Origin of the sequence: Methylobacterium sp. R2-1 (assembly GCF_014191355.1) — a bacterium.
GTDB lineage: Bacteria > Pseudomonadota > Alphaproteobacteria > Rhizobiales > Beijerinckiaceae > Methylobacterium.
In genome coordinates this window covers 1-20,301 of sequence record NZ_JACHWM010000027.1, presented here as the reverse complement: position 1 = coordinate 20,301, position 20,301 = coordinate 1, and the positions used below count along the sequence as shown (strand labels likewise).

21 protein-coding genes and 2 pseudogenes are annotated in these 20,301 nt (G+C 62.7%); 15 read left to right on the top strand and 8 right to left on the bottom strand.

Annotated elements, in window-relative coordinates; all coding sequences use genetic code 11:
- Positions 1–89 precede the first annotated feature (89 nt).
- A pseudogene (locus tag FHU13_RS26170) lies at positions 90–330 on the top strand (IS5/IS1182 family transposase); the annotation flags it as partial.
- Between the two features lie 490 nt (positions 331–820).
- On the opposite strand, the gene FHU13_RS26165 reads toward FHU13_RS26170, so the two are convergent.
- From FHU13_RS26165 to FHU13_RS26145, 5 genes are all read right to left on the bottom strand, one after another.
- Positions 821–1,087: a hypothetical protein gene (locus FHU13_RS26165; RefSeq protein ID WP_183438753.1), complete on the bottom strand. Its 267-nt coding sequence runs from the start codon at positions 1,085–1,087 to the stop codon at positions 821–823.
- Between the two features lie 4 nt (positions 1,088–1,091).
- Complete coding sequence (locus tag FHU13_RS26160) at positions 1,092–1,880, bottom strand: hypothetical protein (protein ID WP_183438752.1); 789 nt, start codon at positions 1,878–1,880, stop codon at positions 1,092–1,094.
- A gap of 288 nt (positions 1,881–2,168) precedes the next feature.
- Positions 2,169–2,501, bottom strand: coding sequence for a hypothetical protein (locus FHU13_RS26155; protein ID WP_183438751.1), 333 nt, complete (start codon positions 2,499–2,501; stop codon positions 2,169–2,171).
- Positions 2,502–2,686: 185 nt separating this feature from the next.
- Positions 2,687–2,938 (bottom strand): hypothetical protein, encoded by a 252-nt coding sequence (locus FHU13_RS26150; protein ID WP_183438750.1) that lies wholly within the window; start codon positions 2,936–2,938, stop codon positions 2,687–2,689.
- Positions 2,939–3,163: 225 nt separating this feature from the next.
- Positions 3,164–3,886 carry a hypothetical protein gene (locus tag FHU13_RS26145; RefSeq protein WP_183438749.1) on the bottom strand — a complete coding sequence of 241 codons (723 nt, stop codon included), beginning with the start codon at positions 3,884–3,886 and terminating at the stop codon, positions 3,164–3,166.
- A gap of 719 nt (positions 3,887–4,605) precedes the next feature.
- Between FHU13_RS26145 and FHU13_RS26140 the strand changes: the two genes are divergently transcribed.
- The 6 genes from FHU13_RS26140 (at position 4,606) to FHU13_RS26115 (ending at position 9,864) form a co-directional block, all read left to right on the top strand.
- A complete protein-coding gene (locus FHU13_RS26140; RefSeq protein ID WP_183438748.1) occupies positions 4,606–5,277 on the top strand; it encodes a ParA family protein in 672 nt (223 codons plus the stop codon).
- 27 nt (positions 5,278–5,304) lie between these two features.
- Positions 5,305–5,601 carry a hypothetical protein gene (locus tag FHU13_RS26135; RefSeq protein WP_183438747.1) on the top strand — a complete coding sequence of 99 codons (297 nt, stop codon included), beginning with the start codon at positions 5,305–5,307 and terminating at the stop codon, positions 5,599–5,601.
- A gap of 787 nt (positions 5,602–6,388) precedes the next feature.
- Positions 6,389–7,003 (top strand): hypothetical protein, encoded by a 615-nt coding sequence (locus tag FHU13_RS26130; RefSeq protein WP_183438746.1) that lies wholly within the window; start codon positions 6,389–6,391, stop codon positions 7,001–7,003.
- On the top strand, positions 7,000–7,500 hold the full coding sequence (locus FHU13_RS26125) for a hypothetical protein (protein ID WP_183438745.1): 501 nt from the start codon (positions 7,000–7,002) through the stop codon (positions 7,498–7,500). Before FHU13_RS26130 ends, FHU13_RS26125 begins: the two co-directional genes overlap by 4 nt.
- Before the next feature lie 579 nt (positions 7,501–8,079).
- Complete coding sequence (locus FHU13_RS26120; RefSeq protein ID WP_183438744.1) at positions 8,080–9,315, top strand: hypothetical protein; 1,236 nt, start codon at positions 8,080–8,082, stop codon at positions 9,313–9,315.
- Between the two features lie 9 nt (positions 9,316–9,324).
- Positions 9,325–9,864, top strand: coding sequence for a J domain-containing protein (locus FHU13_RS26115; protein WP_183438743.1), 540 nt, complete (start codon positions 9,325–9,327; stop codon positions 9,862–9,864).
- Between the two features lie 3 nt (positions 9,865–9,867).
- On the opposite strand, the gene FHU13_RS26110 is transcribed toward FHU13_RS26115, so the two are convergent.
- Positions 9,868–11,025: a hypothetical protein gene (locus FHU13_RS26110; RefSeq protein WP_183438742.1), complete on the bottom strand. Its 1,158-nt coding sequence runs from the start codon at positions 11,023–11,025 to the stop codon at positions 9,868–9,870.
- Positions 11,026–11,301: 276 nt separating this feature from the next.
- Here FHU13_RS26110 and FHU13_RS26105 point away from each other — a divergent pair, with 276 nt between their 5' ends.
- The 8 genes and pseudogenes from FHU13_RS26105 to FHU13_RS26070 all read left to right on the top strand — a co-directional run bounded on the left by FHU13_RS26105 (position 11,302) and on the right by FHU13_RS26070 (position 18,883).
- Positions 11,302–11,814 (top strand): hypothetical protein, encoded by a 513-nt coding sequence (locus FHU13_RS26105; RefSeq protein WP_183438741.1) that lies wholly within the window; start codon positions 11,302–11,304, stop codon positions 11,812–11,814.
- A gap of 255 nt (positions 11,815–12,069) precedes the next feature.
- Complete coding sequence (locus tag FHU13_RS26100) at positions 12,070–12,570, top strand: hypothetical protein (RefSeq protein WP_210287867.1); 501 nt, start codon at positions 12,070–12,072, stop codon at positions 12,568–12,570.
- A 146-nt stretch (positions 12,571–12,716) separates the two neighbouring features.
- The gene (locus FHU13_RS26095) at positions 12,717–13,232 is read left to right on the top strand and encodes a hypothetical protein (protein ID WP_183438739.1); all 516 of its coding nucleotides are present in this window, start codon (positions 12,717–12,719) and stop codon (positions 13,230–13,232) included.
- Between the two features lie 125 nt (positions 13,233–13,357).
- On the top strand, positions 13,358–13,837 hold the full coding sequence (locus FHU13_RS26090) for a hypothetical protein (RefSeq protein ID WP_183438738.1): 480 nt from the start codon (positions 13,358–13,360) through the stop codon (positions 13,835–13,837).
- A 107-nt stretch (positions 13,838–13,944) separates the two neighbouring features.
- Positions 13,945–14,314 (top strand): annotated as a pseudogene (locus tag FHU13_RS26085) (hypothetical protein).
- 15 nt (positions 14,315–14,329) lie between these two features.
- Entirely contained in the window at positions 14,330–14,851 is a 522-nt protein-coding gene (locus FHU13_RS26080) for a hypothetical protein (RefSeq protein WP_183438737.1), read from the top strand.
- A 561-nt stretch (positions 14,852–15,412) separates the two neighbouring features.
- Positions 15,413–16,393 (top strand): AAA family ATPase, encoded by a 981-nt coding sequence (locus FHU13_RS26075; RefSeq protein ID WP_183438736.1) that lies wholly within the window; start codon positions 15,413–15,415, stop codon positions 16,391–16,393.
- A 132-nt stretch (positions 16,394–16,525) separates the two neighbouring features.
- Positions 16,526–18,883, top strand: a complete 2,358-nt coding sequence (locus FHU13_RS26070; RefSeq protein ID WP_312889653.1) for a S8 family peptidase — start codon at positions 16,526–16,528, stop codon at positions 18,881–18,883.
- 155 nt (positions 18,884–19,038) lie between these two features.
- Here the strand turns inward: FHU13_RS26070 and FHU13_RS26065 are convergent, their stop codons facing one another.
- Together FHU13_RS26065 and FHU13_RS26060 are read right to left on the bottom strand one after the other, a co-directional pair.
- Positions 19,039–19,491: a hypothetical protein gene (locus tag FHU13_RS26065; RefSeq protein WP_183438734.1), complete on the bottom strand. Its 453-nt coding sequence runs from the start codon at positions 19,489–19,491 to the stop codon at positions 19,039–19,041.
- A gap of 4 nt (positions 19,492–19,495) precedes the next feature.
- Entirely contained in the window at positions 19,496–20,077 is a 582-nt protein-coding gene (locus FHU13_RS26060; RefSeq protein WP_183438733.1) for a recombinase family protein, read from the bottom strand.
- Positions 20,078–20,301: the final 224 nt, after the last annotated feature.

Below are 20,301 nucleotides of genomic sequence, written 5' to 3'. Positions count from 1 at the left end.
TCGCGCTGCGCGCTGCTTATTTTTTATGCATGCTACTGCGGTAGGCATTGGATGGAAGGCTGCGTTTCGTTGTGTAAGGCTGAAACTGGGCAACGGACCGGGCGGCTCTGGCTGACATCATCCTGGTTCTGCACACGGGTATGCAGTGGAAGCACCTGCCGCGTTCCGAGCTGGGCTGCGGCGGCAAGACGGGTTGGCGGCGGCTGCTGGGCGTGTGGCACGCCGCCGGTGTCTGGCTGTCCAGCATCGCGTGACGCTGGTGCAGCTTCAGGACGCGATGCGCTCGACCTGTCGCGAGCCGCCCTCGACAGCGACAACCTGCCCGCCAAAGGGGGCGTGCGCTCAGCAGATCTGTAATCCCAACGGCTTCCGCACCCATGACGCGAAGATCGAAGCCTCTACCGGCCCATGTATTGCACGCGACAGCGGCTCGGGTGGCCGAGAACGGGTTGTCGATGAGCTGAGTGACCGGATCGCGAATGAACGCCACGACGCGTTCGCGCTCTGGCACATGATGCGCGCTGGCGAGCAGGGCGGCGAGTTGCAGTTTCGTGATCGGCACCTAGCGAGGTTCGCACAGCGAAGCTGAGCCGCCAAAAGGGTTACTGACGGAACACCGCTAGATTGTGGCAGTACACCAATCACGCTTCCAATCTGGTGCAGACCTCAGCTCGCCCCGCTGTCCGATCTGTTGATGGCCGGCGGGGAAGCTCCTGATCTTACCGGAGTTTCATCACGATGCCGGCGAACCTCGCGTTATCAATGTCGGCTCGATGGCGAGGATAAATGCGACCCTTGGTTGTAGATTTGATTGGCTCGCTCAACGGCTGGCTCCCATTCCCCACTGCAACCGGAAAGTCTCTCGCGCACCGTCACTTGGAAATTCGGGCCGGTAGCGCTTCGGGCAGAGCGCGATGAGCCGGATGCCATGCCAGTGGCACCACATCACGAACTCGCAGAGATCGGTGCCAAAGCTCGGATAGTCGCCGATGGTGATCTGCCGCCGGCGCCGATCCATGCGGATCGTGTACTCGTCGGCCTCGGTCATCGCGGCGTAGGGCGAGATCGCCTCAGTCTGGGAAGCCATCGGATCAGCCCTCCATCCAGCGACGGCGAAAAGCTTCGTGCGCCTCTTCGCTTCTGAACTCAGGAATGTAGTACATCGGGCACTGCACGTGCAGTTTGACTCCGTGCTGTCGGCACCACGAGACGAACTCGTCGGGGTTCATGGTGATGGCAGGGCGGTCGCCGATCCGAACACGCTGGCGCCGCCGGTTCAGGAGGATGTCATAGTTGAGATCATCCGGGATGATCGTCTCAGGCACCATTGGGTCGGGGATGACGGCCGCCGTGAGATCAGCCGGCAATTCGAAGGTGTGCCCGGACAGGCCGAGAAGGTAGCTCTCGATCTCCTCGAAGGTTTCCCTGTCATCGACCCTCAAGCTGATGACGCCCCCTTGGCGGTCGCAGGCAGCAACAGCCTCAGCAAGATCCGACCAATCGAAGTCCGAGCCGGCGGGGTCGTCCAGCGAAGCGCGGGCGTTGATAATGCCGCGACAAACCTCGGGTCCAGTGATCTCGGCTTCGCCTTCCTCGCACGAGAGGAAAAGCTTGGCTTTCGGGTTCAGCCCGCGAAGGATGCTCAACGTCGAGATCGCCTCAGCGAAGGCAGCCGCCACGAAGAAGTTTCGGCGATTGGGCTGATTATTGAAGCCGAGATGGAAATAGAACTGTCCGAAGTCATGCGCCTCTTCGATCGAGGCAGCATACGGCCCACTGCCCCAGTCGTTCTGAGGCTCAAACGTGATGGAGGTTGCGCGGCGAATATCAGCCTGCTCCTGGGGCGACAGTTGCCCAAGCTGGAAAATGAAGTACGACACGTAGAAAACCTTCTGCGCCGCAACGGCGCGATAGTGCTTGAAATGACGGCTAAGGTGATGTGTCGGGCGGCAATCCCGATTACCGGTACATACAGAAGGCGCGTCTCATGAGTCACTATCTTCGTGATGGTTGGACCGCCACGCGGCTTTCTGTTCGCCGTTCCAGAAAAGAAGCCTCAACCTCATGAGCGTCGGCAGAACGGGTTCTCAACGTCGGGGTTAAAGCGATCGGCCGCCCATGCCTGGGCACAGCGGGGGTGGCGAGGGGCGCTAACGCCCCTCCCCCTCTCAGGCCGCCAGGAGTTGATCCAGGGCCTGCTCGGCCTCGTCGAGCAAATCGTCCTCGACCGCGCTCAAACCCCGGCCGGATTTCGCACCACCATGGGTTTCGAGGTACTGGCGCGCATCCGTGATGTCGGCGACGAACTCGGCCGCATAGGAGTTGCGTTCGTTCTCCCAGAGCGTCACGTCCATGATCGCGACAACCAGACCGTTGGCGGTCCGATAGATCGTGTACTTGGTGTACCGACCGGAGACTTCGGGGGTCGAGTCCTCGGCGATGATCTCGCCGTGGAACTTGAGGCGCGATTTGCTGGAACGCCGGAGATCGTAAGTCTGCATAGCGGGTGCCCTCTCAGGCAAGATTGAAGAATCGCGCATGGGACCACCCCATGCACGGTGCATGTCAAATGCTGTTCAATCCGCGCCCCATAAGGGGCGACACCCCGCTAAGGGTGACCAAACTGAAGATGCTCGGCTCCGGGGATTTGCCAAAGCATCCCCGCGCCGTCAAGGCGGTAGACGCGTCAGGAGCGGGTCAGGGCCTCGACGGCCCCGACCGCATGGGTATCGCCAAAGCGGACCCAAGCCATGCTTCCGGAGCGATGCTCCACAACACCCTCGACCCGCTTCTTCGCCACGGTCTTGTAGACGCTGTCGCCAGCCTTCAGGGGACCGGGCTCCGAGTGCTTGATCGAGGTCTTGGCGACCCGGACTCGAGTCTCGGCGCCATTCTGGCCCCGGACGATGACGCCGACCGCATCGGTCGAGTCGATCAAGAGCCCGCCACGGGTGAAGTGGGATCGGAACCGCCCGCGACGGACTCCCGCCCGGAGACGCGCTCCAGGACCTTGTTTGCCCATCGCTCCACCTGCCGCAAACGTTCCCGCTCTGCGCGGGCTACCTCGATCAGGTCGGATTGTGGGCGATCTCGATCCATCGGGACGAGGTAGCGCAGTCGACTTTATAGCCAAGCTCACAACGCCGTGCGTGAGGCGTCAAGCTCATCCGTCAGCCTTTCGAGGCGGTAGACCAAGCCTCGCTTGAAGCTCGTCAAGGAAGCGATCCATCGGCCCTGGCGCCCTCTCCACAGGAGGGCCGTCAGCAGGCGCGGCAGGCGTGACGGGGGGATGGCCGAGAGAGACCAGCGATGGCCGTCCTGGAGCTTCCTGGGGCGGTTCATGGCCCTTCTGAGGGGTCGAAGTTCCAAACTCCCCCATAATGGGTGATCTATCCTTAGAAGGGCAGTTTGGGGGAGCGGATTCAAGAGTCTTCCGAGTAAGGAGGGTTGAATTTATTCCTGACAGCAACTCACGAGCGACAGCGCTGGCCGCCTGGGGAAGAATCTTCGCCAAGCGCTTCATCTCTTCGACCCCCCGCTTGAACAGGTCGCAGAAATGCTCGTTGATACGGTACACGTTGGGCGGGTTACGCCTCTGCCCGCGATAGTTGTACGAGGCGCCGCCGCCCTTCCGCTCGACGTCCAAGAACTCGACGTCCTCCAGTGCTTCGACCGCGCCACGAATCTTGTCGGCCGTTAGGCCCATCTCCTGGAGGTCGCGGCGCTCTTTCAACCCGTCCGGCGAATCTCGATCGGACCCCCGCACGAGGCCAAATCCTTTCTTGGTTCGGGCCGCATGGCCCTGCCCCACGATCCAGTGCGCAAGGTCCATGATCGCGTAGCGATTCTTGCGATCGCGTACGCGGACCCAAAGGGTGTCCCGCATGATCGGTGGCATCCCATCAACGCATAGGTTCTCGTCCACGTCTCAACCCCTTCTCCCGAGGGGTCGCGTGCAAAAAGGCATGGAGAGAGCGTTCGCGGAATCACCTTCCGCGTTGACTTCCTGCCCGAATTGTCGGAGAAGAGAGCCCTGTTTTGTTGGTTGGGGCCTCTAATCCTCACCGAACCCCTCGGAAGGCGCCAACCTTCCGAGGGGTTTTCTATTTGCTCGCGACCGCTACCGTAGCTAAGCTCCGAATCTGGCCCGCGCCCGAGGGGGACGCGGATCGTTCATCTTTTCCACACGATCGCACAGGCGGTCAACAGGCTGAACGCCCTAATCCCGAATATTCGTTGGAGCGCAGCCAATCCAGTAGGCTGACCGGTCTGGTCACATCGCTTCCGTCTGGGGAATTTTGTTAAACGAAAGTCGGGAACCCTGCGCGAAACCTTGCAAGATTAGACGCGGATACTTGCCGCGATCACCTTGCCTTCGAAGATTTCGAACCCGTGCCGCATCCGCCCGCAAGGTGATCGCGAAGGTTTCGCGGTTGACCCTGCCGGGGAGCGTGGCATCATCTTAACCGGTCATTAACCAATGTGAGCCACGCGTGGAAAGGTGGGATGGTGCGCACGGGGACGCGTGCACAAGTCCACCATCGGACGCGTCTGCGCGTGGATTTGGCTGCGCTGTAGACGTGCGCACTCGTGGGAAGGTGGACCATGAAGACGATTGCCGTCATCGGCTTAAAGGGGGGTTCGTCGAAATCGACGACCGCTCTTCATCTCGCCGTCTCGGCCGAAGCTGCCGGGCTGTCCGTCGCGGTGATCGACAGCGATCCCCAGGGATCAGCTTATAAGTGGTTCGAGCGCCGCGAGGCCGAGACCCCCTCTATCATCCGTGAGATCGACGGTGACGCGTTCGCGAGGCTGAAGGGAATCGCCCAGAAGAACGGGACCGACCTGCTCATCGTCGATACGGCCGGTAAGGCCGAGACGACCGCTCTCGCCGCTTGTGAGGTCGCGGACCTTGTCCTGGTCCCGATCCGACCGACGCAGTTCGACTTGGAAACCTTGAGCACGGTGAAGCGGACCGTTCGAATCGCCGAGCGGATTGACCGGACGTGGGTGATGCTGGCCCAGGTCCCAACCGGTTCGAACGCCCGCCGGATGGTCGAAGAGGGTGAAGCGGCGATCCAGGCATATGGTCTCCAGCTTGCGCCTGTTCGGATCGCCACCCGCGCAGCCTTCGCCTACGCGATGTCCCAGGGGTTGACCGCAACCGAGTTCGAACCGTCCGGTAAGGCTGCTGACGAGGCTGAGGCGGTCTACCGGTGGATCAGTGGCCTCGTGGACCAAACAGCAAAGACCACGAGTGAACTCGTGGATGCGTAATCTCGTGGACTTGTAGGAGAGTAAACCGTGGCAAAGCCGGCCCGTGCCTTCCAGATGCCCGCCGAGGACGCGATCCCGGCATCTGCACCCGCACCTGCACCCGAAGCCTCCTCTGAGCCTGTCCGGACTGCTCCTGCGGCCTCTCCGGCCGCTCGCCCGCAGTACCGCGCCGGAAAGAAGAACCTGTCCGTTTGGCTCGACCAAAAGGCGTTCAATTCCTTCAAGGCCATGGTCGCACAAGATGGCTTCACCATGCAGGACTACATGATCGACCTCGTGAACCGCGAGTTCGCCCGCAAGGGGCTGCCGCAGATTGCGAAGTAGTCTCGTCCACGGGTGAGCTACCAGACGGGTGGATAGGTTGACCGGAGCACCCGTCTGCGCTCAGCTTCGTGGAAAAGTCCACTAGGGCAAGCGTGGTCTCGTGGATGAGTCTACCCGTGCACTGTCGCTTGCTCGTCCCGCTCCCGCTCCCGCTCCTGGCCGCAGAGCCCGCCTACGTCGGCAAGCGGGCCGAGATGGCAGACGCGAATTGCTCCGAACCCCTGCTCATCACCGCGACCACGATGGAAGCGATTGGGGATGAGTCCTGGCAGTGCCAGCTTCTCGCGTCGGCTCCAGGCGCTCGCTCGTGGACTATGAAGATGGCCTGCGCGATGGAGGGCACCGACTACAACCAACGTCAACAAGTGGGCTGAAGTGGCCGATAAGCGCTGTTCAGAACCGCTCCTGATCACCGACCGCATCATGGAAGCGACCGATGACGACACGTAGCAGTGCGAGCTTCCGACCCTCACCCCGCACGCTCGCTCCTGGACCGTGGCAGTGAGATGCGCTTCCGAGGGCACCGTCTTATTCAGATCTGCTCCGTCAAGAATATCGACACGCCGCTCGTCGATCAGGCATGACAAGCCTGCTTCCCCGTTTTGGGGTCGTAAGATTTTGAGAAGATCATAGTATGACGATTGAATGGAAGCCGAGCGCACGTGGCGCTCTGGCCACTCTCCGCGCGAACTTTGAGACCCGCAAGAACTCGATCTCCATCCCTGACACGGCCACAACAACCTGCACGAAGGTTTGGACGCCGGCCGAATATCCAAACCGTGGTCCGATGATGCCGCTGAGCCTGCTCACCTACGCTCAGATCGGCTTGTGGGACAACGCCGACAAACCCGAAACCTTCGTCGATCCGAAAACCGGGCAGATGCGCAAGCGTTACAAGGGACTGCGCTACAAGGTTTCGATCGAGGGCTGGACCGTGCCGGCCAGCCTGATCCAGAAGCGGAGCGGCGCGCAGTTCTCGCGGGGAGTCCAGCTGCGGCAGGCTGGCGAGTTCGAGCTCAAGATCGTCGATGTGAACCGCTCGACGGGCAAGTTCACGGCCGCCTTCGCGGATGAGCTGCGTAGCCTGATCGCGCGGAACGATCCGGAGGACCTCTACGGCGTGCTCTCCGATCGACACGGCGGCTTCCGCTACTTCGAGCACCAGTACGTGCATGTGCGCTTCACGACCGATGACGAGGGCGCGACGGTGCCGGAGGTGACGCTTCACGTGGACGGCCAAACGCTCGTCGCCGATCAGATGACCGCTAAGTTCATCTCACCCAAGCAGCGCGGGGCCGGCCTGCGCTACCACCAGTACGTCGATCGCTGCGGCTACGCAGAGCACGTGGCCAGCCAGAGAGCTGCACGGCTTGCCCAGCCGGTGGGAGGCTCGCAGGCATGATCGACCGCGCCGAGTTCGCGAGACTCGTGAGTCACCTGGAGGCGCTCCACGCCAAGCTCGAAGGTCTCGAGATGCGCCTCCAAGGGTTCGAGGAGGCGTTGATCGAGGGCGACGACAAGCTTGAAGCGGTCGCAACCGCGATGACGAACCTGGAGGCTGTCGTCAGCACGCTGAGGGAGACCAACGTGCCGCGTGCCGACTTCGAGCACTACCTCGCCACGAACCACGAGAAGTTCCAGCACCTCGGTGCGCTGATGGGGGAGATTACCGGGATGAGCGTGCAGGACGCGCTGATCCCGACCCGCTTTGGCGAACGGGTTGCCAAGATCGAGGACGCGCAGCGCGCTTTTCAGAGCCAGCACCTCGAGATCCTCAGCCAGATCGCCGATGGCCTTGTCGAGGTGCAGGGTCAGATCGCCAATCCGTTCGCGCAGAAAAGCGCGCTTCAAGCGTTGCGTGATGAGGTCCTGGCACGCCGGAGAACAGCAAGTCTGTGAACGACTGGGGCTGATAAAAGTCATAGATCTACAGTAGATCATTAAAGAGCGAAGCGATCTACTGTAGATCTAATGTAGATCTATGACTTTGGCCCGGCCTCGCCTTCGGCTCGCCCCGGAAGGTCAGGCGTCCAAACGCGCCGGCCTCGCCTGACGGCTCGTGCCGCGCCCCTGCGGGGCGCCCCGGCGCGTTCGTTCGCTCGTCGCGTGATCGGGCGCTCGGCGGGCCTCGCCCCCGATCACGACGCCGAGGTCGTCTGCGACGACGTGGGATGACGAGGCACTCGTGCCCGCAAGGCAGGGGTGATCCGGACAGGTCTCGTTTGCTCCTCGTGCTGCGTCGTCCTTGTCGCTGTCGTTGCCCCGTTAAATCGGGCCGGCGCGACACGCGCCCTCTGATCAGGCAGCCGAGCCGACGAAGCGGAGTGGCGTGTCGGCCAGAAAACCGCACCCCAAACGCTTGCGCGATTTCGGATCGGTGGCAGCCTCATACTCATAAATACAGACGTCATCGCTGGATCGGAGCGCCGACGCGACGCTCCCGCCAACGCCTTTTCGGCTAACAGGAGGAATGTGCGCGTGCCGGACCGCCCCAACAACCCTACTCGCCGGCAAGACTCGGAGCAGCCCCGCCCACTGGCGCCCATCACCGGCTGGCCACTGGCCCCGCTGACGCAGCTCGATCGTGCCGGAGCGCGCGGTCTCGTCGCCGACCTGATGGGTTCGGGGCCACTGACCCGGCAGGCGGCATTCGCTGTCGCGGCAGCCGTCCTCACGCGGGGCGTGGGGGCGGTCAGCGAAACCTTCGTCGCCCGACTGAAGCTCGAAGGTTTCAGCGGCGACCGCGTAGGTTTTGCCCTACGCCGGCGCCGGGTGCGCGAGGTGATCGCGGCCCTCTACGACGTGCCGGCGCAAGCGGTGCCGGGTGGGTATCTACGGGCACTGCTGCGTGTGCAGGAGCATGGATCGACCCGGCCTGGTCTCGACCCGTTCGCCCATCCGGAGAGCTACGCCGAGCTCTTCGAGCTCATGAGCTCCGAGCCGAGCGCGGCCACGCACAGCCTGCGCTACTGCGGCGCCTTGCGCTCGTCGCAGGTACAGGCGGTGCGCGCGCTTCCTGCACCGTTTCTCGTGCCCGAGATCGTGCGCGGGCTGAGTAGCCCTGAGCAAGTGAGCCGCGCGGTCGCTCTGGCGGACTTTCTGCGCATCCATGTGCCGGAGGTCGACGACGCCGGCCTCACGGCCGCCGTGCGTCAGTCGCTCGGCAGCGGCAACGTGCTCGGCAAGCTGGCGCGTCGCCTGCTCGAGCAGGCCGACAGCCTGCCGGTGCCGGAACTGCCTCCTCTCGACGGACTGCGGCCACTCAGGTCGGCTGCCGAAATCCGGGCGTTTGCCGCAACGATGGATAACTGCGCAGCCACGTTGATCGGCGAGGTTGCGACGGGACTGAAGATGATCTGCGCCTACCGTCACATCGACGAGGCCGGGGCTGAGATGCCGCTGGCGGTGCTACTGACGCCGATGGTGGGCGGCAACTGGGAGATCGCGCAGATCGTTGGCAAGGGCAACGCGCTAGTGGCTCGGCCGGCGCTACGTGCCGTGCTGCGGCGCCTGATGACGATCGGCCTGCAGGTGGCTGGGCCGGCACCGGAGGTCTACCACAAAGGTGTGGCCGAACTCCTCGGGCACTACTGCTACGACACGTTCGCCAATGCGCTGTACGAGTCGAGCGAGGAGGCCGCAATCGACGACGATGGCGAGGCCGATTTGGCGCGGATCGCGGCCCGGCTCGATCGCATCACGCTCGCGGCCTGAGGCAGTGCGGTGTTCGCGCTCGTCGGCACGGTCCTGGTTGCAGCGGAGTACGTGCTGGAGACCATAGGGGCGGTGCGGCTGCGGCTGGTCCTGATGGTCGTCCTGAGCCTGAGCATGGGTCTGCTGCCGCCTTGGGCCAACCTGATGCTCGCCTGGGTCCTCGTGCTCCGCTACATGCCGCTGGCGGTGCGATGGCGTGGCCTCTGGCGCGAGGAGCGCTGGGGCCATCGTGCCGCTCGTGAGGCAGCGGCCGAGCTGACGGACGATCTTGCCTGGGCAAGGGGGCGGATCGCTGCACTGGAACGGCAGCTCGCGAGAGCGGGAGACCTGGCCACATCACGCCCTGGCCCGGTGCCGGACCCCCTCTACCATTCGCTTGGCCTGCATCCAGGCAGCCCGGACTGGCTGGTGGTTGCGGCACGACGGGCCTTCCGGGTCCGCCTGCATCCGGATCGACATCCGCGTCACCGACAGCAGGCGCATGAGCGGTTCACGCTGGCAGAGGCGCGGTTTGCCGAAATCTATGCGAGGCGCGGGATCGAAGCCTGACGATCAGGCCGCCGCTTGGTCGAGCGTCGGCATGCCCACTCCCTGCTCCCGCCTGTCGTCCGACAGGTAGGCCGTGAGCTGCGCGTGGAGCCGCTCGGCATAGTCGAGGATGGCTTGCTTGACCGTGTCTGCATCACTCAAATCGAGGATCAGGCCCGGCCGGTACATCGCCAAGGCGGCCCAAGTCCACAGCTCTTCCTCGTCGCGAAACGCCAGCACGGCGTGCTCGACGAACGACCGGCAGAGAGGCAGCACTCCGAGGTCAGCCTCGGCCCACATCGCCTCGGTGTAGAGGCAGATCGTCACCATCGCCACGATCTTGCGATCCAACTGTGTGCGCATGCGGTCATCCGTGAGCAGGCACATGATGTCGCCTGCAGCCTGATCAGCCTGAGTGAGCGCGCGCTCTCTGAGGTCGCGTGCGTTGGCGCCAGCAGCAAGCTCAGCTGCCAGATCGAGGGCGTGGCGTTCGAACATGAGGGTGCGGGCCAGTCGCCTCGACGTGCGGCGCGTGAGAGCCGCGAGGATCTGGCTCAAGCGCGTCGGCACGGATGCCGAGGCGCCAGCTGCTTGGCCAGCGGTAGGAGCAACGATCGCCTCGATCAGAGCGTGCGCGGACAGCTCACCGATCTGCCCTGCTTGGTCGAAGGCGTTGATGAGCATATCGACCTGCCGATCGCAGGCCGCACGGGCGCTGGTAAAGGCGCCATTCCGGATCTCGCCGAGCAGGCACTCACCGAGGAGCAGCTCACTGGCCAGGACGGCCCCGCTGAGTGCTGGGTAGCGTGCAGCAAGCACCTCAAGGGCGGGTTCTGGAGCCGACCAGGAGGTCTCGAAGACGCAGTCGAAAATCGTGTCACCGATCAAGCGACCGCTGAAGGCGTGTGCGTTCTCCTCGGTGCCCCAGTGCGCGACCGACCAGTCGTGCCAATCCTCGTACCCGGTTGCGGCCAAGGCGGCTTGCTGTGCCTCATCGGAGTCGTCCTGGATCGTTGCCAGGATCTCGAGCGGCACCGGCACGAGCGCTTCAAGGTCCAGTGAGGGGAGACCCGTGGGGTCATCGCGCTGGATGCGGATGCATTCACGCCGGAAGCGTTCAAGCTCGAGCCTCGGACCAGTGAGGACCAAGCGGGTGGAGGCGCAGGTGGCGCGAGTGGGCACGGGGCAATGTCTCTCGTGTTGAGCAATGCCCTGACCCTAGCGATGTGGTGATCCGGAAGGCGATATCTTTCTGCAGCGGTTGCGAGCAGCAGCTAGACCGCGTTGTCTCTTCGAGTACGTCAACGCGTGCTCTCGCTTGGCAGCTTCAAGCACCGCAAGCGTATCTATCGCAACGGACGCCTATTGTTAGAAGTTTAAAATATATATGGACAACGCCTAACCTTGCCCGTCATTACGTAGGAGCCAGCCATTAAGGCGCAGGAAAGTGCATCCATAATGACCGACTCTATCATCGAGCTCGATACCTCTTCCCGGAACAGGCGCGCCGACTTCGAGGCCGCCAGCTACTTTGTCCTTGAGCCCGTCCGCATCGATTGGGGGGGGACGGAAATCCTGACCCTCGACGTGGTCGGAGACGACGACCTGGATGAGCAGGAGCCCAGCCTCTACAGCATCTCCCTCGGATTGGCTGACCGGCCTGCCCTGCGCCATGCTTGGGAGTTCAAGGACTTCTCTCAGGCGGTGGCGGCACTCCAGGAGATCCACGACCGCCGGCCGGACGCGCGCCTCTTCGTGTCGGACTGTCACGATGAGCAGGGCCTCGAAATCCTCGGCGACGACATGCTGCTCGGCCTGATCGCCGCTCAGGCCGAGAGGGACCAGCGGCGCGTCACGCGTGATCGGGAGTGGCGGTGGCTGGCGGAGGATGCCGCTGGAAACGGCCCGCCGGAAGGCCGCAATTACAGCCCGTTCTTCGCCGCCATCGCACAGGCGCTCCCCGAACGCTAAGCCTAACTAAGGGCCGGCGCGGAGTGATCCGGAAGTCGATATCTTTCTGCAACGAATGCCCATCAAGAAGAGATGCACCGGAGGAAGCGCGGAGCTGCTCGATATATGTGGCTCGAACTTGCCGGAGCCGCTCGATGTCCAGAATTAGGCCAAAAGGTGCCGCTCGAACGCTCAAGCTGTTTCTGCTGCTTGGTTCGAAAAAGATATGGACCCAAACGCTTCAGGTTTGGCATCACGTAAAAGCGCACCGTTGGGGTGCAAGGAAGCACGCATTTTATGACCAAATCTTTGCTCAAGCTCGAAAACTTCTCCCCAAACCTTCAAGCTGCCTACGACGCGGCTACCTACTTCGTTCTTGAGGCTCTGCACGAAACCTCTGACACGGTGGAATTCGTTCTTCTTGAGGAAGCGGCGGAAGGCGGTCTCTTTGGTATCACTGTGGGCTTGCCGGACCGGCCTGCTCTGCGCGTCTTCTGGACGTTCCCTGACTTCGGCGACGCGGTTGCGGTGCTTCAGGAGATCCGAAACCTTCGGCCCGCTGCCCGCTTCTTCTTCTCTGAATGGTCCGAGGAGGATGGGAACGAGATCCAGGGCACCGACATCTTGCGCGGGATGATCGCCATGCGGGCCGAGGAAAACCGCTTCGATCCGGATTGCGAGTGGACGTGGCTCGCGGAAGATGCAGCTGGCAACCGCCCCGAGAATGGACGCGACTACGAGCCGTTCTACGCGGCCATCGCGGCACGGCTCGCCTGATCCAGCAAGTCCTCGTCCCCGGCTCATCCCAGCGATCCGTGAAGCACCGGAACAAAGATATCGCCGGCGCCGGGGGCGATACCCTATCAAGATCTGCGACGCCGTTGGGGCGTCACGAACATCCCAGATATTCAGAAAGCCTTTTCATGACCTCCTTTTCCGACTTCCTTGCGGCCACTCGGACTGAGCCGTCACCCGCTCTCAGCGAGGCTGTTCAGGCGCTCCGGGACGAGGGCCATCTCATCAGGTTCGTCATCCACAACAAGGAGACGGGTCAGGTTCTGGTGATGGACCACGAGGGCAATGTCGCAATCGCTCCGGGGCTGATCCGCGAACTGGTCACGGGCGAGCCGTGGCGCGATCCCGGCGCCCTCAACCCGATTGCCACCCATCCTGTCCGGCGTAGCAAGACGCGTCTGGCGGCCCACGAGGCGGAGGTTCGAAGCATGCTCCTGTACCTCGTGCGGTACTATGCGCCGAAACTTGGCCATCATCCCTCGGCCGGCGACTTCGTCGATGAGACTGTTGCGAAGCTCCGCAAGCCGTACATCCGTGGCGGTCTGGCGGCGCTGGCCGACAACTACGAGCGCTGGGAGACGATCACGGGCATCTGCATCGAGGTGATGCGCGAGATGCTGGTGCCGAACACGACCGCCCACTGATCGAGCCCGGCGCAAGGAGCCGCAACGGCCCCTGAACTTCGATCAGCATCCCGAGACCAATCCGGGCCGAACGGCACCGGGCAGGGACGCTGATCGCCCTCATACTTAACCTGTGATTTAATACAATGCCCAGTTTCAACCAAATGCTTGACGCCATCTCCGCCTACGCCCGCGCCGACATGGAGGCGGCCACCTACTTCACGCTCGAAGCATGCTGCGACTACGGAGACAACGTGGGCTTGGCCTTCGTCGAGGACGCGAGCTACTTCGCGATCCACGCCGGGATGGCGGATCGCCCTGATCAACGCATGATGCTCATCGCCGACAGCCTGGCGGAAGCGCTTGACCAGCTCGAACTCGTCCGCATTGCCCGACCGAATGCGGGCTTGTGGTTCAGCAGCATGGAGGTGTTGGCCAAGATCGAGCACGCGAACCTCGCGCGCGGCGTGGTCCTGGCTCGCGGTTCGGTCGATCCAGATGACGACGAGGATGACTGGTCAATCATGGCGGCCCACATCGCCGAGTGTGAGGCCAGCGGGCAGCCGCTCGACATGAGCGTCAACGCCTCTGACGTCATCAGCACGATCGCAGATCGGCTCGTCTGAGCCCTCGGTGGCCGGCGGCACTCTCCCAGCCGGCCGCTCCGAGATGACCATAGGCTGAGTCATCGCCTGCGTACGAGCGTGACCATTGCCCCACGATCCTGCTCGCCATACCGATCCGGCGCGATCACCGGTCTACCCGATTGACTGACCGCAGCTCTCGGCGGTGATCCGCTTCGGCCGCGCCAAGGGCCGGTGTGAGGGCTGCGGACGGCCGCACGGGCGATCGGTGTTCCCGGCGCAGTTCGTCTGCCTCGTGGGCGGCGCTGACGATCTGCTCGGGACGGCTCGAACAACGCGAGTGGTGCTCGCCACTGCCCGTCGGAACCACACACGATCGACGATGTCGCGGCCAATCTCGTGGCTTTCTGCCAGCACTGCCACATGGTCCACGACCGAGCCGAGCACTGCCGGCGGCGCTGGCTGACGCTGTTCCGGCGGCGGGCGCTCGGCGACCTATTCCGCGGCCCCTACTCCTGATCTGGACCAACAACGATGGACAGCGCCCTTGTCGAAAGCATCAAGCTGGTCGGCGGCATCGCGGGCTTGGCGACGGCTGGCTTCACGATATGGGACCGTACGTTTCGCGCCCGGCCCTGGATGGAGCCCCACATCGCGATCGGGCAGAATGCTCGGCCAGTGGGGGTGCCGATGATCGATGCTCCAATTTGCCTTCGGATCCACAATCCCGGCTCGCGAACCATAGGGATCGGCGCAGTCCAGTTTCGTGGCAGCCGCGGAGGGAGAATGGCCCTATCAGACGACGTCGGGCGCGACGTGCATCCTCGGCGCCTACTGCCCATCGCAGCCGGGGAAACAAGGCTCTTCGAGCTGATCTGGACCGATCCAGAGCACGGCGAAGACCTTGAGCGTCCGATCTGGATCACCGTCTCTTGGCGGCCGCTGACGGCTCTTCTCCCACGTCCACCCTTGCGGCTCAGAACGTCGATCGGCGCGCTGACGCGGCTGCAAGAGGCTGAGATCGACCGCAATAAGCGTGCGCAGGGCCGGGGCTGACCCCCAGGGCTGCTGTTGGCCTCCAGCAGGTTCTTCAGAGAGAGGTGCATCCCGCGCGGTGGCGTCCGGACCAGCAGTGGAAGCATGCGCAGTCCGAGTTCGTCCGCCGTCAGCGCGAGTAACGCGTCGGCGGTCGGCGCAACGTCAGCAAGGTTCATGGTCGCCCTCTCCGCCGCCAGCTGCCCAGATGCTCGGCAGCGCCATGGAGCCGCCACCCAGCATCGCGTCTAATTCAGCGCCAGCTTTGCGCCGCTGGCGTGCGCTGAGATCCAGGAAGCCACCTTGCGGCGCGTAGCGGCTCGGTCCGCGCCGCTTTCAGGCATTCTACGTCGAGAGGAGCGGGATCGAGCTACGACGGCTGGTGCGGCGTGGGCGCTAGAAGCGGAAGTTAACGCCATCTCGCTCAAAGCGGCTATGATTTATGCCGCGACAACCAGATCACTGGAATTGTCGACGATGAGGTGCTGGTGCACTAGGGGCAATCAGCCGCCTGTGAGATCGTGAGGTACCGCGCCATCTCTTAGTCGTGCGGCCTGATAGGCGGGGCAGCCACCGGGCAACATGACAACCGCACGTCACATCGTAGCGCTCCTTCGCAGCCATCTCGACGGAGACCGCGAGCATTTCCTAACAGTCGCGACCCAGTTGGCTGCACACGAGGCGCGTCAGGGTCACGGGAAGCTCGCGACTGAACTGCGGGAAATTATCGAGACAGCACGCTCTCAGTCTCAACACGTTGCTCGCCGTGGCGCTGGTCCTGTGCCGATGGCCCTGCCGCGGGGCGAACTAGCCGACCTACTCTCTGCGCGCTACTCGGACATCCGCCTGTCCACGATGGTGCTTGACCCTGAACTTCTGAGCCGTCTCAAGCGGGTCGTTCAGGAGCAACGCCAACACGAGCGGCTGAAGGCGCACGGCTTGAACTCGCGCCGTAAGCTCTTGCTCGTCGGGCCGCCCGGCTCTGGCAAGACGATGACCGCAGCCGCCCTGGCCGGGGAACTGAAGTTGCCTCTGTTTACGGTTCGGTATGAGGGTCTGATCGGTAAGATGATGGGCGAGACAGCCGGTCGCCTGCGTCTCGTGTTCGATGCTATGGCCAAGCAGCGGGGCGTCTACTTCTTCGACGAATTCGACGCAATTGGCTCACAGCGCGCTGGTCCGAACGATGTCGGCGAGATCCGCCGCGTCTTGAATTCCTTCCTCCAGTTCATCGAACAGGATGAGGGCCAGAGCCTGATCGTGGCGGCGACGAATCACCCCGAACTCCTTGATCGCGCGCTTGCCCGGCGCTTCGACGACGTGATTTCTTACGGGCCTCCCGACGAGAAGATCGCCAAAGGTATCCTCCAGAACCGGTTGGCGACCTTCGACACCTCGGCAGTGAATTGGCCGATCGTGTTAGAGGCGGCGGCCGGGCTGGGACAGGCGGAATTAGCGCGTGCAGCTGATGAGACGGCAAAAGTGGCCGTGCTTCTCAACCTAGAGGGTGTTAGGACCGAGGACTTCCTTACCGCGATCGCGGAGCGGAAGAACCACCCCTAAAACCATCTCGCCTTCATGCCCGATCACGCAAGGAACCGGCCGCACCTCTTCCTGGAGGGCAACGGGCAGAGTCGAGATTTCACATCACGCAATACACCTCGTCCTGGGCTGCCACCGCCTCGTGCGCGCGCCGTGCATGCGCGTACACTTCTAGCTGCTCTGGGTTCAGCAATCGCGGGTGCGCGCCGCCAGATCGCCGCGCGCCGTGAAGAGGCGGAAGGCGAGCCGGGTTTTTACCTCCAATTCGATATCCCAATTGAACACCGCGACGCTCTAAACGGTCTGGCTCTTCCTTCGAAAGGGATCGAGATCGTTGCTGTCCAACCCTTTGAGGAGGGTGATGATGTGGTGCGCAGCACCGTGTTCGTGCCCGAACGTGTCGCCGACCATTTCGTCAAAAAGGTCGAGGAATATCGTGACGAGGAAGGTCCAGGTGGGCAACCGAAGAACCAGAGGCTTGTGGCATCGGTCGTAGATGCACGCCTGGGCGGTGTGCGGGCGATCTTCACGGATGACCGCTCACTATTTCCGGCTGATCGGCAGCAGACGTGGTGGGAGGTCTGGGTCCGAGAGGAGAGGCTGAGCGAGTTTCTGCGGATTGCTGGGCACTTGGAAATTAGGGTGAAGGAACACGCGCTCGAATTCATTGAACGAACCGTTGTGCTCGCCCTGGCAACTCCGGAGGAGCTGCAAGTCCTAATCGAGAACAGTAGTGCCGTGGCGGAACTCCGGCTGGCAAAGGATGTACCATCGTTCTTTTTGGAGATGGGACCTCGCGAGTCAGCCGATTGGGCGCACAATCTCGCAGAACGGATACAACCCGCTGATCCGGCTGCCCCTGCCGTCTGCATCCTCGACAGCGGCGCCACTCGGGGCCATCCCCTGCTGAGTGCGAGTTTGGCCGCAGAGGACCAGCATACCTACGATCCCGACTGGGGCGTCAACGACAGCGCTTATTGGAACGGTCACGGTACGGCCATGTGCGGCGTGGCGCTTTTGGGCAATGTCCAGGTCGCGCTCATGCGAGGCGGCCAAGTGCAGCTTGAGCACCACCTCGAGACCGTGAAAATTCTTCCGCCTACGGGGGAGAACGATCCGGACCTGTACGGAGTCATTACTGCCGAGAGCATCGCCCAGGTCGAGCGGCATGCACCTCGGCGAAGGCGCGTCTTCTGCATGGCGGTGTCCAGTACCTTCGCGCTGAGCCGCGGGCGACCGTCTGCATGGTCTGCGGCAATTGACACAATCTGCTACGGCGACGGTACGCCTCGTCTCATGGTGATGGCGGCAGGGAACCTACGCACTGAAATCCAAGCGGCGGAATATCCTGACGCCAACGATCTGGCCGAGGCGGAGAACCCGTCTCAAGCTTGGAATGCACTCGTTGTTGGGGCCTTTACCGACAAGGTCACGATCTTGGATGAGGATTATTTCGACTGGGTTCCCTTGGCTCCAGCGGGTGAGATCTCACCCGCTAGCCGAACCTCAACCCTCTGGGAACGGCAGTGGCCAATACGCCCCGATGTCGTCTTCGAGGGAGGTAACTTCGGGCACGACGGAATCAACCCCGCGTACGCAATCGACGATTTGCAATCCCTCACGACACACTTCCGACCGCAGAACCGGCTGTTCCAGAGTTTCGGCGACACGAGCGACGCCACAGCTCAGTGCGCCAACATGGCCGCTCGTATTATGGCCGCCCGGCGGGAACTCCGACCGGAGACAGTGCGGGCTTTAATCATCCACTCGGCGGAGTGGACGCGCGCGATGAGGGCTCGTTTCGACCGGGCCAACTTCAACAGCAAGCTCAGCCTGCTACGTCGTTACGGCTGGGGAGTGCCGGATCTTGATCGAGCACTGATGAGCACGGCAACCGACGCTACGCTGATGATTCAGGACGAGCTCAGACCGCTTCGTTTAGTCAGAAAGACACCAAGGGCAAAAGGGGAGATCAAGAGTGGTTATATGAACTTGCACCAGTTACCCTGGCCGCGAGACGAACTGCTTAAGCTCAGCGACCATCCTGTCGAAATGCGTGTGACGCTTTCTTACTTCATTGAAGGCAACCCAGGTGAACGTGGATGGACCAAGCGTCATAGGTACGCTTCACACGGGCTGCGTTTCGCTGTGAAACGTGCGCTAGAAGGACCAGATACTTTCCAGAGCAGGATCAATCGGGCGGCTGAAATCGAAGAACAGGGTCAAGCGCGCGTAGACCCCGGTGGTGATGACTGGGTTTTAGGCACGCTGCGGAACCGTGGCTCAATCCACTCGGACGTTTGGTACGGTACGGCAGCCGATCTCGCCACGCGGGATGCCATTGCCGTATACCCAGTTGGCGGCTGGTGGCGTGAAAGGCACGACGAGGAACGACGCTGGGAGCGCTCGGTTCGCTACAGCCTGCTCGTGTCAATTCGTGCTCCTGGCGCAGGTGAGGACATCTATACACCAATCGCGATTCAGATCGGGATCGACATACCCGCAACTTAGTCCGCTGCGTCCAGTTGATTGGGTAGATGAACCAGTGCTCGCGCCGGACCAGCGTGGCCTTTCTCCTGGCCGCCCACCGCATTGCCCTCGGCAGTGCTCATGCTCATAAGGTCGAGCTGCGCACGGATGCGACCAACTATCTGGATACCTGACCGTCAGCCTGATCGGACGTACCGGAACGGATAAGGACCAAGGAAGAGGTCCCCCAGCGCCTTGCGGTGCCGGTAGGTGAACCAGCGCTGGCGCAGGTGTTCGGTACGGTCGTGGAGGATGTGGCAGCGCTGGCAGAGCGCGCGCAGGTTCTTCGGATCGTTGTTGCCTGGATCGTGATCGAGGTGGGCGCAGGCCAGGTAGACGCGGGTGGTTTCAATCACCGTGCCCGCAGGTAGGCACTCCAGCGGCGCCAGCTTCAAAGGCCGTCCCTTGCCGCTGCGCCAGGTCTGCCTGTCAGCATCCCACCAGCGCCCGTCACCCAGATGGAACACCAACTGTCCGTGCGGACGGCCACACTGCTCACAACGGCCTTTGGCCCGCCCGAAGCGGATCACCTCGGACAGCTCGCGCCAGTCGATCGGATAGTAGTAGCGGTTCTCCGGTCGGATCGGCATCGGCTCAGCCCTTTACCTGCTGGCTGCGCGCCCGTGCCTGTGGGAAGTATTGGTAGAATGTGAAGCGGCTGACGCCGAGGCGCTTGGCGATGGCGGCGATCGAGATGTTGCCAGCGGCCAACAATGCTCGCCCTGCTTCCAGGTCCGCCTCGCTGAGCTTCTTCGGCCGGCCACCCTTGCGCCCGCGGGCGACGGCCGCCTTCAGGCCCTCCATGGTGCGCTCGCGGTTGAGGTCGAGGAAGTACTCGGCCATGGCGCCGTGCATCTGCAGGGCGAAGCGCCCGTGGGCAGTGGCGCTGTCGAACTGCTCGGTCAGGGAACGGAAGTGGATCTCCTTGATCCGCAGGCCGTCGATCGTGCGCATCATCTCGACCAACGAGCGACCGAGGCGGTCGAGCTTCCACACCACCAGGACGTCGGTGGGGCGCAGATAGGCGAGGGCGGCCTCGAACTCCGGGCGTTTGGTACCCGCCTTACCGCTCTTCTTCTCCTCGAAGATCCGCTCGCAGCCGGCCTTGGTCAGCGCGTCACGCTGCAGGTCGAGGTTCTGATCCTGAGTAGAGACGCGGGCATATCCGACAAGCATGTCAGGATAGTCGCATAGAAGCGTTTTTCTAGCAATAGATTTGCTACCAGGCTTTCCTAACAGAAACGGGGCCGTTGAGGGATGCCACGAGGGGGCCGCGGTCAGCTGTTAGAAAAACGGTCGTTTTTCTTACATTAAGGAGCATACTTCCAAGGAGGCAACTTGAAGGCACAGTCGCTACTGACCGTAATTTATGCTGGTAGTTCGCTCTGATCAGGCTGGCT

Bases quoted from the DNA above. Each gene is read 5' to 3' on its own strand.
- FHU13_RS26165 (WP_183438753.1), bottom strand. From the start codon at position 1,087: ATGGCTTCCCAGACTGAGGCGATCTCGCCCTACGCCGCGATGACCGAG.
- FHU13_RS26155 (WP_183438751.1), bottom strand. From the start codon at position 2,501: ATGCAGACTTACGATCTCCGGCGTTCCAGCAAATCGCGCCTCAAGTTC.
- FHU13_RS26145 (WP_183438749.1), bottom strand. From the start codon at position 3,886: ATGCGGGACACCCTTTGGGTCCGCGTACGCGATCGCAAGAATCGCTAC.
- FHU13_RS26140 (WP_183438748.1), top strand. From the start codon at position 4,606: ATGAAGACGATTGCCGTCATCGGCTTAAAGGGGGGTTCGTCGAAATCG.
- FHU13_RS26130 (WP_183438746.1), top strand. From the start codon at position 6,389: ATGATGCCGCTGAGCCTGCTCACCTACGCTCAGATCGGCTTGTGGGAC.
- FHU13_RS26125 (WP_183438745.1), top strand. From the start codon at position 7,000: ATGATCGACCGCGCCGAGTTCGCGAGACTCGTGAGTCACCTGGAGGCG.
- FHU13_RS26105 (WP_183438741.1), top strand. From the start codon at position 11,302: ATGACCGACTCTATCATCGAGCTCGATACCTCTTCCCGGAACAGGCGC.
- FHU13_RS26095 (WP_183438739.1), top strand. From the start codon at position 12,717: ATGACCTCCTTTTCCGACTTCCTTGCGGCCACTCGGACTGAGCCGTCA.
- FHU13_RS26090 (WP_183438738.1), top strand. From the start codon at position 13,358: ATGCCCAGTTTCAACCAAATGCTTGACGCCATCTCCGCCTACGCCCGC.
- FHU13_RS26080 (WP_183438737.1), top strand. From the start codon at position 14,330: ATGGACAGCGCCCTTGTCGAAAGCATCAAGCTGGTCGGCGGCATCGCG.
- FHU13_RS26075 (WP_183438736.1), top strand. From the start codon at position 15,413: ATGACAACCGCACGTCACATCGTAGCGCTCCTTCGCAGCCATCTCGAC.
- FHU13_RS26065 (WP_183438734.1), bottom strand. From the start codon at position 19,491: ATGCCGATCCGACCGGAGAACCGCTACTACTATCCGATCGACTGGCGC.
- FHU13_RS26060 (WP_183438733.1), bottom strand. From the start codon at position 20,077: ATGCTTGTCGGATATGCCCGCGTCTCTACTCAGGATCAGAACCTCGAC.